Consider the following 12,111-nt stretch of genomic DNA (forward strand, 5'->3'; position numbering starts at 1 on the left):
GTAGCAACGCATGTGTGATATGCATCCTGCATACCTCGGAGAGTTTGATCCTGGCTCAGGACGAACGCTGGCGGCGTGCCTAATACATGCAAGTCGAGCGGACAAAAGGGAGCTTGCTCCCGGATGTTAGCGGCGGACGGGTGAGTAACACGTGGGTAACCTGCCTGTAAGACTGGGATAACTCCGGGAAACCGGAGCTAATACCGGATAGTTCCTTGAACCGCATGGTTCAAGGATGAAAGACGGTTTCGGCTGTCACTTACAGATGGACCCGCGGCGCATTAGCTAGTTGGTGGGGTAATGGCTCACCAAGGCGACGATGCGTAGCCGACCTGAGAGGGTGATCGGCCACACTGGGACTGAGACACGGCCCAGACTCCTACGGGAGGCAGCAGTAGGGAATCTTCCGCAATGGACGAAAGTCTGACGGAGCAACGCCGCGTGAGTGATGAAGGTTTTCGGATCGTAAAGCTCTGTTGTTAGGGAAGAACAAGTGCGAGAGTAACTGCTCGCACCTTGACGGTACCTAACCAGAAAGCCACGGCTAACTACGTGCCAGCAGCCGCGGTAATACGTAGGTGGCAAGCGTTGTCCGGAATTATTGGGCGTAAAGGGCTCGCAGGCGGTTTCTTAAGTCTGATGTGAAAGCCCCCGGCTCAACCGGGGAGGGTCATTGGAAACTGGGAAACTTGAGTGCAGAAGAGGAGAGTGGAATTCCACGTGTAGCGGTGAAATGCGTAGAGATGTGGAGGAACACCAGTGGCGAAGGCGACTCTCTGGTCTGTAACTGACGCTGAGGAGCGAAAGCGTGGGGAGCGAACAGGATTAGATACCCTGGTAGTCCACGCCGTAAACGATGAGTGCTAAGTGTTAGGGGGTTTCCGCCCCTTAGTGCTGCAGCTAACGCATTAAGCACTCCGCCTGGGGAGTACGGTCGCAAGACTGAAACTCAAAGGAATTGACGGGGGCCCGCACAAGCGGTGGAGCATGTGGTTTAATTCGAAGCAACGCGAAGAACCTTACCAGGTCTTGACATCCTCTGACAACCCTAGAGATAGGGCTTTCCCTTCGGGGACAGAGTGACAGGTGGTGCATGGTTGTCGTCAGCTCGTGTCGTGAGATGTTGGGTTAAGTCCCGCAACGAGCGCAACCCTTGATCTTAGTTGCCAGCATTCAGTTGGGCACTCTAAGGTGACTGCCGGTGACAAACCGGAGGAAGGTGGGGATGACGTCAAATCATCATGCCCCTTATGACCTGGGCTACACACGTGCTACAATGGACAGAACAAAGGGCTGCAAGACCGCAAGGTTTAGCCAATCCCATAAATCTGTTCTCAGTTCGGATCGCAGTCTGCAACTCGACTGCGTGAAGCTGGAATCGCTAGTAATCGCGGATCAGCATGCCGCGGTGAATACGTTCCCGGGCCTTGTACACACCGCCCGTCACACCACGAGAGTTTGCAACACCCGAAGTCGGTGAGGTAACCTTTATGGAGCCAGCCGCCGAAGGTGGGGCAGATGATTGGGGTGAAGTCGTAACAAGGTAGCCGTATCGGAAGGTGCGGCTGGATCACCTCCTTTCTAAGGATATATGGAGCAGCGTGCGTTTTCGTCTTGTTTAGTTTTGAAGGATCATTCCTTCAAAACATGTCTCTAGCGAGACAGGATTGTTCTTTGAAAACTAGATAACAATAAGTAATACATTCACATTGAATGCAATGCAAAGTTCATCACACATAGTGATTCTTTCTAAAGTAAGAAATGGTTAAGTTAGAAAGGGCGCACGGTGGATGCCTTGGCACTAGGAGCCGATGAAGGACGGGACGAACACCGATATGCTTCGGGGAGCTGTAAGCAAGCTTTGATCCGGAGATTTCCGAATGGGGAAACCCACTACTCGTAATGGAGTAGTATCCATACTTGAATACATAGAGTATGAGAAGGCATACCCGGGGAACTGAAACATCTAAGTACCCGGAGGAAGAGAAAGCAAATGCGATTCCCTGAGTAGCGGCGAGCGAAACGGGAACAGCCCAAACCAAGAGGCTTGCCTCTTGGGGTTGTAGGACACTCTATACGGAGTTACAAAGGAATGATATAAGCGAAGAGGTCTGGAAAGGCCCGCCAAAGAAGGTAACAGCCCTGTAACTGAAATGTCATTCTCTCCAGAGTGGATCCTGAGTACGGCGGAACACGTGAAATTCCGTCGGAATCCGGGAGGACCATCTCCAAAGGCTAAATACTCCCTAGTGACCGATAGTGAACCAGTACCGTGAGGGAAAGGTGAAAAGCACCCCGGAAGGGGAGTGAAATAGATCCTGAAACCGTGTGCCTACAAGTAGTCAGAGCCCGTTAACGGGTGATGGCGTGCCTTTTGTAGAATGAACCGGCGAGTTACGATCCCGTGCAAGGTTAAGCAGAAGATGCGGAGCCGCAGCGAAAGCGAGTCTGAATAGGGCGCATGAGTACGTGGTCGTAGACCCGAAACCAGGTGATCTACCCATGTCCAGGGTGAAGTTCAGGTAACACTGAATGGAGGCCCGAACCCACGCACGTTGAAAAGTGCGGGGATGAGGTGTGGGTAGGGGTGAAATGCCAATCGAACCTGGAGATAGCTGGTTCTCTCCGAAATAGCTTTAGGGCTAGCCTCAAGGTAAGAGTCTCGGAGGTAGAGCACTGATTGGACTAGGGGCCCCTACCGGGTTACCGAATTCAGTCAAACTCCGAATGCCGATGACTTATCCTTGGGAGTCAGACTGCGAGTGATAAGATCCGTAGTCGAAAGGGAAACAGCCCAGACCGCCAGCTAAGGTCCCAAAGTATACGTTAAGTGGAAAAGGATGTGGAGTTGCTTAGACAACCAGGATGTTGGCTTAGAAGCAGCCACCATTTAAAGAGTGCGTAATAGCTCACTGGTCGAGTGACTCTGCGCCGAAAATGTACCGGGGCTAAACGTATCACCGAAGCTGCGGACTGTTCTTACGAACAGTGGTAGGAGAGCGTTCTAAGGGCTGTGAAGCCAGACTGGAAGGACTGGTGGAGCGCTTAGAAGTGAGAATGCCGGTATGAGTAGCGAAAGACGGGTGAGAATCCCGTCCACCGAATGCCTAAGGTTTCCTGAGGAAGGCTCGTCCGCTCAGGGTTAGTCGGGACCTAAGCCGAGGCCGAAAGGCGTAGGCGATGGACAACAGGTTGATATTCCTGTACCACCTCCTCACCATTTGAGCAATGGGGGGACGCAGGAGGATAGGGTAAGCGCGGTATTGGATATCCGCGTCCAAGCAGTTAGGCTGGGAAATAGGCAAATCCGTTTCCCGTAAAGGCTGAGCTGTGATGGCGAGCGAAATTTAGTAGCGAAGTTCCTGATTCCACACTGCCAAGAAAAGCCTCTAGCGAGGTGAGAGGTGCCCGTACCGCAAACCGACACAGGTAGGCGAGGAGAGAATCCTAAGGTGATCGAGAGAACTCTCGTTAAGGAACTCGGCAAAATGACCCCGTAACTTCGGGAGAAGGGGTGCTTCTTAGGGTGTTAAAGCCCCGAGAAGCCGCAGTGAATAGGCCCAGGCGACTGTTTAGCAAAAACACAGGTCTCTGCGAAGCCGTAAGGCGAAGTATAGGGGCTGACGCCTGCCCGGTGCTGGAAGGTTAAGAGGAGCGCTTAGCGTAAGCGAAGGTGCGAATTGAAGCCCCAGTAAACGGCGGCCGTAACTATAACGGTCCTAAGGTAGCGAAATTCCTTGTCGGGTAAGTTCCGACCCGCACGAAAGGCGCAACGATCTGGGCACTGTCTCAACGAGAGACTCGGTGAAATTATAGTACCTGTGAAGATGCAGGTTACCCGCGACAGGACGGAAAGACCCCGTGGAGCTTTACTGCAGCCTGATATTGAATGTTGGTACAGCTTGTACAGGATAGGTAGGAGCCTTGGAAACCGGAGCGCTAGCTTCGGTGGAGGCATCGGTGGGATACTACCCTGGCTGTATTGACCTTCTAACCCGCTGCCCTTATCGGGCAGGGAGACAGTGTCAGGTGGGCAGTTTGACTGGGGCGGTCGCCTCCTAAAATGTAACGGAGGCGCCCAAAGGTTCCCTCAGAATGGTTGGAAATCATTCGCAGAGTGTAAAGGCACAAGGGAGCTTGACTGCGAGACCTACAAGTCGAGCAGGGACGAAAGTCGGGCTTAGTGATCCGGTGGTTCCGCATGGAAGGGCCATCGCTCAACGGATAAAAGCTACCCCGGGGATAACAGGCTTATCTCCCCCAAGAGTCCACATCGACGGGGAGGTTTGGCACCTCGATGTCGGCTCATCGCATCCTGGGGCTGTAGTCGGTCCCAAGGGTTGGGCTGTTCGCCCATTAAAGCGGTACGCGAGCTGGGTTCAGAACGTCGTGAGACAGTTCGGTCCCTATCCGTCGCGGGCGCAGGAAATTTGAGAGGAGCTGTCCTTAGTACGAGAGGACCGGGATGGACGCACCGCTGGTGTACCAGTTGTTCTGCCAAGGGCATCGCTGGGTAGCTATGTGCGGACGGGATAAGTGCTGAAAGCATCTAAGCATGAAGCCCCCCTCAAGATGAGATTTCCCATTCCGCAAGGAAGTAAGATCCCTGAAAGATGATCAGGTTGATAGGTCTGAGGTGGAAGCGTGGTGACACGTGGAGCTGACAGATACTAATAGATCGAGGACTTAACCTATATTCTATTGTGAAGCATGAACATTGTTATCTAGTTTTGAGAGAACATTTTTAAAATATCTCTTGATTTATTTTCAATACATAGTATAATATCTTTTGTCACTAAATTGTCTGGTGATGATGGCGAAGAGGTCACACCCGTTCCCATACCGAACACGGAAGTTAAGCTCTTCAGCGCCGATGGTAGTTGGGGGTTTCCCCCTGTGAGAGTAGGACATCGCCAGGCTTTCTTCATTCCGCAGTAGCTCAGTGGTAGAGCTATCGGCTGTTAACCGATCGGTCGTAGGTTCGAATCCTACCTGCGGAGCCAATTTGGAGAGCTGTCCGAGTGGCCGAAGGAGCACGATTGGAAATCGTGTAGGCGGTAACCCCGTCTCAAGGGTTCGAATCCCTTGCTCTCCGCCACAATTTACATAATAAAGGGCCCGTTGGTCAAGCGGTTAAGACACCGCCCTTTCACGGCGGTAACACGGGTTCGAATCCCGTACGGGTCACCATTTTTATAGAATACACACCAGCATTTTTTATTCGGAGGATTAGCTCAGCTGGGAGAGCATCTGCCTTACAAGCAGAGGGTCGGCGGTTCGAGCCCGTCATCCTCCACCATATCTTTTATATCGTCGCGGGGTGGAGCAGTTCGGTAGCTCGTCGGGCTCATAACCCGAAGGTCGCAGGTTCAAATCCTGCCCCCGCAACCAAAATGGTCCGGTAGTTCAGTTGGTTAGAATGCCTGCCTGTCACGCAGGAGGTCGCGGGTTCGAGTCCCGTCCGGACCGCCATTTTTCAAAAGAATACTTGGCTCGGTAGCTCAGTTGGTAGAGCAACGGACTGAAAATCCGTGTGTCGGCGGTTCGATTCCGTCCCGAGCCACCACTATTTGCCGGTGTAGCTCAACTGGTAGAGCAACTGACTTGTAATCAGTAGGTTGGGGGTTCAAGTCCTCTTGCCGGCACTGTTTTTCAAAAGTGGAGGGGTAGCGAAGTGGCTAAACGCGGCGGACTGTAAATCCGCTCCCTCCGGGTTCGGCGGTTCGAATCCGCCCCCCTCCACCATTTTTTGTTTTCATAGGGGCATAGTTTAACGGTAGAACAGAGGTCTCCAAAACCTCCGGTGTGGGTTCGATTCCTACTGCCCCTGCCAATTATATTTTATAATTCATTACATCTATGGCGGTTGTGGCGAAGTGGTTAACGCACCAGATTGTGGCTCTGGCACTCGTGGGTTCGATTCCCATCAATCGCCCCATTTTATTATTGGGCTATAGCCAAGCGGTAAGGCAACGGACTTTGACTCCGTCATGCGTTGGTTCGAATCCAGCTAGCCCAGTTGATATGCGGAAGTAGTTCAGTGGTAGAACACCACCTTGCCAAGGTGGGGGTCGCGGGTTCGAATCCCGTCTTCCGCTCCAATAATGGCGGCATAGCCAAGTGGTAAGGCAGAGGTCTGCAAAACCTTTATCCCCGGTTCAAATCCGGGTGTCGCCTTTTTTGAAAAGACTGCCGGGGTGGTGGAATTGGCAGACACACAGGACTTAAAATCCTGCGGTAGGTGACTACCGTGCCGGTTCAAGTCCGGCCCTCGGCACCATTGTTTTTTAATATAAGATGCGCTCTTTAATGATCATGCCGGTGTGGCGGAATTGGCAGACGCGCACGACTCAAAATCGTGTTCCTCACGGAGTGCCGGTTCGACCCCGGCCACCGGTATCTAGTTTTAGATATTCTTTATTATCGTCAATCACAGAAGAATTAAGGAATATCAACGTTTAAAACGTCTTTCTACAAATTGTAGGAGGGCGTTTTTTATTTGTTTTTTAGTTGATTTTTCACACAATAAAATTACTTCAAATCGTGTTCACTGCTGAAAGGGGACCTAGCTAAATGGCAAGACGTAAAAATATTTTAGATCAAGGTGAATTGGCAATTTTAGAAAAGGAAACTAAGTCTTATGTTGAATCATTTCGGGAAGCTATTGAATTATTTGTTTAGGACTGTGAATTTTTAAGGCGTTTTCTTAATTCCCTAACAGCAAAAGGAATAAGTATTGCTGAATTAAAGCCTTACGATATGACAGAGGAACATATTAAGGAGATTATTTTTACTTTATTGATGGTTACCTTATGATTAAACTAAAGAGGCAGGATAATTGAAGAAGGATTGGATATAAATTGTACATAAGAGGTGTTGTAATGATTACGGTTAAAAATGCTGAACGTTATTTTAAAGATAGCATTGGTGAAGATACCGATGATATAAAAAAGGTTTGGGAAACATTTAAGGCTTTTTCAAAGGAGACAGTTGAGGGCGAAGAAGATAAAGAAATTTTATTTCAGTGTGGTGTCTATGATTTTACAGGAGAGGAACTATTTCATTTTGACTTTGTACGTCAGTTTACAGTTTATGAAAAAGATGATTATTCTCACATGGAACAACTACACTGTGAATTTTTATTTAAACCAACAAGCGAGTTAAAAAAGTTAAAGGTGGTAGAAGAATGGTCAATGGATTATGACGATATCGAGCATTTTTTTAATCATATTGAAAGTATTCATGAGTTTAAAATACCTTTGAATTTAAAGCCGATAAAATCAGAAATATATCAGGAAGAGCTTTAATTCTTAATTCATTAACGTGTGCTTTACTTTAAGAAGGTATACCTTGCCTTTTTGGAATAATTTATCACGGAGTGCAGGTTCGACCCCGGCCACCGGTATCTATTAAAAGTTTCATGATTGGTTTTACCATGAACCTAACGTTTCACCCTCGTGGTAAAACGTTTTTTTGTGGTTTAAATGAGTTATTTAGATAAAAAATAGGAACCTATTAGAAAATAATGAGTATGTACTTCTTTTGGCAGAATAATCTTTAGATGATTTGCAACATTTGATAAGATACATTTAACCATGTAAGGAAACAAAATGGAGCAGCACATTCACATAAAACAGTTGTACTACTTTTGTGTAACTAAATGAATATTTGTGGGTACATACACATCTTTAGCTGACATCAACATGGTGACCCAGTTTAAGGGGAGAATTTATGAAAAAACAAAATGATCATGAGGAGTTATTGACAGGTGGAAATGTCTCAAACGTATATCGTTCGGGAGATACGGTTCGTCGAGAAGTAAAGTCAGACAATATCAATATACAAAAGCTGCTAAAGCATTTAGAAAAAAAGAATTTCTCCTATGCTCCAAAGTTTTTAGGGGTTGATGAACAAGGTAGAGAGATATTGTCCTTCATTGAAGGCGTAGCCGGTCATGATCCTTTAAAAGAATACATGTGCTCTCACCATGCCTTAAAAGAAATAGCGAGAATGCTTAGACTGTATCATGATGCTGTTCGTGATTTTCCCATTTCAGACGATTGGGAACGAATGGACAATACGCCTGGCGAAATAGAGGTTGTGTGCCATAATGATTTTGCAATGTACAACATCATTTTCAATAATGAAAAACCAGTAGGTATCATTGATTTTGATGTAGCTGCTCCTGGTCCAAGACTTTGGGATATCGCATATACTTTGTATACATGTGTACCTATCAGTAGGTTTTTTCGCACCAAAACAGGAGACATCGTGAACTATCATTCATTAGACCATGCATACCAGATAAAGCATAGAGTGAAACTGTTTTTTGAAGCTTATGGTGAGGAAATAGCAGAAGATTATTTGGATATGGTGCTGCTGCGTTTAGAAGGATTATGTCAGTATATGAAACGAAAAGCGAGTGAGGGGGATATCGCTTTTCAAAATATGATTCAACAAGGACATCTTGAACATTATCAAAAAGACATTCAATTTATTCATGAACATAGAAAAGAATGGATGTAAAAAGGCGGCGTTGTGATCATGCAAACGAAGACGATATTACAGGCTATCATTCAAGACGAGGGAGTAAATGATTATCCTCTTTTTAGACAATACTGTGTGAGAAAAGAACAGGGGCTGCGTAAAGATGCGCTAAACGTTCTTCAGGCCTTTATTGAAGAGATGACAGAGAACGATTTTGAAGTACAGCGTGAATTTGCTGCTTGGCTGTTTGAGTGGATTGAACGGTTTGAGGATGGTCATCATCTGCTTGTGTATCCGCTGGTAAATGGGGTGATCCAGCCTGTTTTTCAAACGTGGGAGAATGTTGACCCATTGGATGTGAGACCGTATCGCTGGCAAGGTTTGTTTGTGCATCAGGGAGAAGGGCTGCCTCATTTATTGAAGGCACTAGAGCTTGGGGGCAGCAAGGAACAGCGTGTGATTGTTCAAATTTGTGAAACCTATTTATCGGCCTTGTGGTATTCGTTTCATCATATACATGAAGATCTTTATTTAAGCACCTATGAGAAGGATCAAGAGAGAATTCAGGGGATTGAACGTGTTATGATGCTAATTCAAGATAAAAGAACTCGTACGAATGTTCAAAAACAAGCCGTCTATTATGACCAGCTTTTAACGGACTGGATGACGTTTCAGCAGACGGAGACAAGAGACTTTATGAAATGGTGTGCGGAGCGTAAGAAACCGTATGAGTGGGTAGAGGCATTTTATTATAAGCAATAGATGAGAAAACGGCAGAGTTCATTCTGCCGTTTTTTATTGCCATATTCGCTTTGCTTCTATATGACCTGGACTAAAATATTTCAGAATATAGATATCTGGATTGCTTAGTTTCTTCCACTCCTCGAATCCAATCGTTGAATCAGCGTGTTTAAGAAGCAGGCTCATGATATTGCCATGTGTGACGAATAGGGTATGATCTGTTTCTAATATTGTTTGTTCGTGGAGCGCTTCTACAATACGATTCATGGCTTCTTGGCTCGATTCTCCGCCTTCACAGGTCATATGTAAGTCTGTAAAACTGAGCTTTAGTTTCTCATACCAATCGTCTATTGGTTTGCTGCTTAATACACGTTCAGAGAGGCGCTGATCGATTTTTATCTCGAGTTGTTTTGCATGAGCAAGTGGCTCAGTAGTTTGGATCGCTCGTTTATAAGGACTTGAGATAATTTGATTGAGATGAATGCTGGAAAAAAACTGTGCCAGTTCATGAGATTGAGTGATGCCTTGTGGTGTTAAAGCTGCATCTTTAGATTGTCCATCTGCTTGGCAGTGTCTGACGATATAATATGTTTTCATTGGATACACCTTTCATTGAGTATAAAAAAATCATCCAGTATTGGATGAGGATTTACGAAGATCTAGGTAAGCTTGTTCGTATCTGTTTCTTTATAGGGATCTATGAGCTTGGAGGTCAGGTCTAGATTGAACAAAAAATCATCGACGGTGTCTGTGCCAAAGGGAAGTGTGGAGAAGTCGATTGGGATGCTGTCTTCTTGCTTTTCTGAAGTGATTTGCTGTGCAGGCTGCTTTTTTCTCCAGTTCTTAAACAAGCGCATGTGAGGCCTCCTTTTCTTTGAAAAAGATGGATTTATACATAATATACGGGCAGAGTTGTCCAGGCGTCAAATGTTTTCTTCAAAAGGAACGATTCAATTGATAAAAAAGAGCCACAGGAAAGTGCGGCTCTTGTTGTCAGCTTACATTGCGCGTTGTAATGCTTGCAGTAATTTACGTTCGCATCTTAAGTTGTAGCGCTTCTTATGGAGTTTCTTCGTTTTAAACCTGCCTATGACACGTCGAACATCGGGATCGTAAATGATGAGCTCTCTGCAAGTTTGATCATGTAATAGTGCTTGAAACCAGCTATATTTTTTGAGATGTGCTACGTTCCTCGAGATATCCTCTTCATCCACTTGTAGAAAAGGGATATACACAGCAAGTGAAAAGATGTCTAAAATGAATCCCATTTTGCTTCCTCCTTTCATATTATTCATTACGCTTAGGAGAAGGCAAGGTTTCATTCAATAAACGTTAAAAACAATCCCAGTGCATAAACCATTCTTTTGATTCTTTGTCATAATAGAAATACATCGTGCCGTTATCACCAATCATGAAACGAGGTTTTTCTTCTGAGGCGATTTGCAGCATGAATTCGCCTTGTTGTTGATGGGGCGGGGATTGAATATACGCCCCATATCCACCGATTTTTGTGAACGAATAATTTGTGTATTGATTAAAGAAGTGGTCTGTCGCTTCTTCACTTTCGTTTACTTCTGTTAGATCCACATATGACCATGCTTCTTCCCAGCAAGGGAAGTCCCTTTGCTCACTTTCGTTCCATTGGATTTGAAAGGCTTTGAGCCCTCTCACTTCTTCAGGAGTTTCAGCTACTTCTAAACCTTCGATTGATGAATATTCAATGAGCTTCCAGCCTTCACCGTTTTTGGTGATATCAATCGGAAGTGTTTTCTGATTAAGAAAAATTTGAATCAGCTTACATTCATTGAAGCCGTTTATTCCTCCTGGCACTTCTGGTAAATAAATTTGTAAAATCGGAATCATGGCTCCATCTTGATCTGTCGGCCAGCCTTGGTTAGGATCGATGAAAAAATGGCCGGCAAACCAGCTGTGTATAGCTGGATCAGGACGAAAGCCGCCAATTTTGGCGATGGCTGGCGTTTTCCCGATTAGATTTAATTCTTGAAAAGCTTTGATTTCCATGGGTTATTCCTCCAGCCTTTAGCCTGCAATGTGTGCATCATGAAATGTGCCATTTATATTTCCTGTGACAATAATGACATGACCCCAAAATAAATCACCGTCATGATAGTAGACTTCAAACTCTCCCTCAGGGTAAACATGCAGGCTTTCAAGTGAAATGCGGCTTATAAATTGATTCAGTGTGAGTTCTTCTTGCTTTTCAGCTGATTCGTCTTGTTCCTGCCAATCCTTTGCTAGATCTATCAGCTGATTCGCGGCAAATGATTTAATAGAAGAATCCCATTTGGCTTGCTCTTGCATAAGTTGGTTTGCTGTTCTAAGAGAGTCATTTATTTTTTCATCTTCTTCGAGGTTGAAGTAGAGAAAGCACTCTTCATTGCTCCATTGGATCGTTTTTTCAAATAAGTCTAGTCCTTTTACTAACTCAAAGGTTCCAAGTATGTCATCATGATAATACACAGGCTTTTGGGCTTCTTCTAAAATTTCTTGAAGCGCTTGATCCTTTGTGTCTGTATCGATCAAAGATACAAGCATGAATTCACCTTCGCCTTTTCGAACCTGAAGTGTAACGATTGATTCTTTATGTAATTGTGCCTGTTTTTCCCTTAATCCCTCGTCATCTGTTAACCAGCAAAGTCTTACATTTTCGGTTATGATATGACCGTTTTCTTTCCAAGCAATCAGTGGAATAGAAGCGGTCCAAAGAGGTGCCTGGCCTGCTTTTCCTGCCCCTACGCCAGAAGGTCCTGTAACAGCAATGATAGTGACTACATCTTCTGAAAATCTTTCTTCAAAAGTGTTGATTTGTTTGTTAATCTTCATGTGATGTCCTCCAGCCTGATTTTTTTGTCATGAACATAT

8 protein-coding genes, 16 tRNA genes and 3 rRNA genes are annotated in these 12,111 nt (G+C 45.7%); 22 read left to right on the forward strand and 5 right to left on the reverse strand.

Translation table 11 applies throughout. The annotated features are described in order from the left end of the window. Positions 1–32: 32 nt before the first annotated feature. From H7F25_RS02670 to H7F25_RS02775, 22 genes are all read left to right on the forward strand, one after another. Positions 33–1,581 (forward strand): 16S ribosomal RNA (locus H7F25_RS02670). Between the two features lie 182 nt (positions 1,582–1,763). Beyond that, positions 1,764–4,694 (forward strand): 23S ribosomal RNA (locus H7F25_RS02675). 109 nt (positions 4,695–4,803) lie between these two features. Next, positions 4,804–4,919 (forward strand): 5S ribosomal RNA (gene rrf / locus H7F25_RS02680). The 16S, 23S and 5S rRNA genes sit together here with 16 tRNA genes alongside, the layout of an rRNA operon. A 9-nt stretch (positions 4,920–4,928) precedes the next feature. Next, positions 4,929–5,003, forward strand: a tRNA-Asn gene (locus tag H7F25_RS02685). 4 nt (positions 5,004–5,007) lie between these two features. Then, positions 5,008–5,098, forward strand: a tRNA-Ser gene (locus tag H7F25_RS02690). Between the two features lie 17 nt (positions 5,099–5,115). Next, positions 5,116–5,190, forward strand: a tRNA-Glu gene (locus H7F25_RS02695). A gap of 33 nt (positions 5,191–5,223) precedes the next feature. Continuing rightward, a tRNA-Val gene (locus H7F25_RS02700) sits at positions 5,224–5,299 on the forward strand. 15 nt (positions 5,300–5,314) lie between these two features. Continuing rightward, a tRNA-Met gene (locus H7F25_RS02705) sits at positions 5,315–5,391 on the forward strand. A gap of 4 nt (positions 5,392–5,395) precedes the next feature. Then, a tRNA-Asp gene (locus tag H7F25_RS02710) sits at positions 5,396–5,472 on the forward strand. 18 nt (positions 5,473–5,490) lie between these two features. Continuing rightward, positions 5,491–5,566, forward strand: a tRNA-Phe gene (locus H7F25_RS02715). A 6-nt stretch (positions 5,567–5,572) separates the two neighbouring features. Beyond that, a tRNA-Thr gene (locus H7F25_RS02720) sits at positions 5,573–5,645 on the forward strand. Positions 5,646–5,660: 15 nt separating this feature from the next. Beyond that, positions 5,661–5,745, forward strand: a tRNA-Tyr gene (locus tag H7F25_RS02725). 14 nt (positions 5,746–5,759) lie between these two features. Continuing rightward, positions 5,760–5,833 (forward strand) — tRNA-Trp (locus tag H7F25_RS02730). Between the two features lie 29 nt (positions 5,834–5,862). After that, positions 5,863–5,938: transfer RNA gene (locus tag H7F25_RS02735), tRNA-His, on the forward strand. A gap of 9 nt (positions 5,939–5,947) precedes the next feature. Then, positions 5,948–6,019, forward strand: a tRNA-Gln gene (locus tag H7F25_RS02740). 7 nt (positions 6,020–6,026) lie between these two features. Next, a tRNA-Gly gene (locus H7F25_RS02745) sits at positions 6,027–6,101 on the forward strand. Positions 6,102–6,106: 5 nt separating this feature from the next. Continuing rightward, positions 6,107–6,177 (forward strand) — tRNA-Cys (locus H7F25_RS02750). A 14-nt stretch (positions 6,178–6,191) separates the two neighbouring features. Beyond that, a tRNA-Leu gene (locus H7F25_RS02755) sits at positions 6,192–6,280 on the forward strand. 37 nt (positions 6,281–6,317) lie between these two features. After that, positions 6,318–6,399, forward strand: a tRNA-Leu gene (locus H7F25_RS02760). 482 nt (positions 6,400–6,881) lie between these two features. Further along, positions 6,882–7,307 carry a hypothetical protein gene (locus H7F25_RS02765; RefSeq protein WP_044335991.1) on the forward strand — a complete coding sequence of 142 codons (426 nt, stop codon included), beginning with the start codon at positions 6,882–6,884 and terminating at the stop codon, positions 7,305–7,307. Between the two features lie 424 nt (positions 7,308–7,731). Next, complete coding sequence (locus H7F25_RS02770; protein WP_133744052.1) at positions 7,732–8,526, forward strand: phosphotransferase; 795 nt, start codon at positions 7,732–7,734, stop codon at positions 8,524–8,526. Positions 8,527–8,544: 18 nt separating this feature from the next. After that, complete coding sequence (locus H7F25_RS02775) at positions 8,545–9,249, forward strand: hypothetical protein (protein WP_073204426.1); 705 nt, start codon at positions 8,545–8,547, stop codon at positions 9,247–9,249. Between the two features lie 33 nt (positions 9,250–9,282). On the opposite strand, the gene H7F25_RS02780 is transcribed toward H7F25_RS02775, so the two are convergent. From H7F25_RS02780 to H7F25_RS02800, 5 genes are all read right to left on the reverse strand, one after another. After that, on the reverse strand, positions 9,283–9,825 hold the full coding sequence (locus H7F25_RS02780; protein WP_073204430.1) for a histidine phosphatase family protein: 543 nt from the start codon (positions 9,823–9,825) through the stop codon (positions 9,283–9,285). A gap of 62 nt (positions 9,826–9,887) precedes the next feature. Next, positions 9,888–10,085: a hypothetical protein gene (locus H7F25_RS02785; protein WP_044335926.1), complete on the reverse strand. Its 198-nt coding sequence runs from the start codon at positions 10,083–10,085 to the stop codon at positions 9,888–9,890. A gap of 141 nt (positions 10,086–10,226) precedes the next feature. Next, positions 10,227–10,496 carry a hypothetical protein gene (locus H7F25_RS02790; RefSeq protein WP_044335925.1) on the reverse strand — a complete coding sequence of 90 codons (270 nt, stop codon included), beginning with the start codon at positions 10,494–10,496 and terminating at the stop codon, positions 10,227–10,229. A gap of 64 nt (positions 10,497–10,560) precedes the next feature. Further along, positions 10,561–11,250, reverse strand: coding sequence for a DUF1963 domain-containing protein (locus H7F25_RS02795; RefSeq protein ID WP_044335923.1), 690 nt, complete (start codon positions 11,248–11,250; stop codon positions 10,561–10,563). An 18-nt stretch (positions 11,251–11,268) separates the two neighbouring features. Beyond that, positions 11,269–12,072, reverse strand: a complete 804-nt coding sequence (locus H7F25_RS02800; protein ID WP_044335921.1) for a DUF2262 domain-containing protein — start codon at positions 12,070–12,072, stop codon at positions 11,269–11,271. Positions 12,073–12,111: the final 39 nt, after the last annotated feature.

The organism is Bacillus sp. PAMC28571, from assembly GCF_014250435.1.
In the GTDB taxonomy this organism is placed as follows: Bacteria; Bacillota; Bacilli; order Bacillales; family Bacillaceae; genus Bacillus; species Bacillus safensis.

Coding starts and splice junctions, on each gene's coding strand:
- H7F25_RS02770 (WP_133744052.1), top strand. CDS start 7,732: ATGAAAAAACAAAATGATCATGAGGAGTTATTGACAGGTGGAAATGTC.
- H7F25_RS02790 (WP_044335925.1), bottom strand. CDS start 10,496: ATGGGATTCATTTTAGACATCTTTTCACTTGCTGTGTATATCCCTTTT.
- H7F25_RS02795 (WP_044335923.1), bottom strand. CDS start 11,250: ATGGAAATCAAAGCTTTTCAAGAATTAAATCTAATCGGGAAAACGCCA.
- H7F25_RS02780 (WP_073204430.1), bottom strand. CDS start 9,825: ATGAAAACATATTATATCGTCAGACACTGCCAAGCAGATGGACAATCT.
- H7F25_RS02775 (WP_073204426.1), top strand. CDS start 8,545: ATGCAAACGAAGACGATATTACAGGCTATCATTCAAGACGAGGGAGTA.
- H7F25_RS02800 (WP_044335921.1), bottom strand. CDS start 12,072: ATGAAGATTAACAAACAAATCAACACTTTTGAAGAAAGATTTTCAGAA.
- H7F25_RS02765 (WP_044335991.1), top strand. CDS start 6,882: ATGATTACGGTTAAAAATGCTGAACGTTATTTTAAAGATAGCATTGGT.
- H7F25_RS02785 (WP_044335926.1), bottom strand. CDS start 10,085: ATGCGCTTGTTTAAGAACTGGAGAAAAAAGCAGCCTGCACAGCAAATC.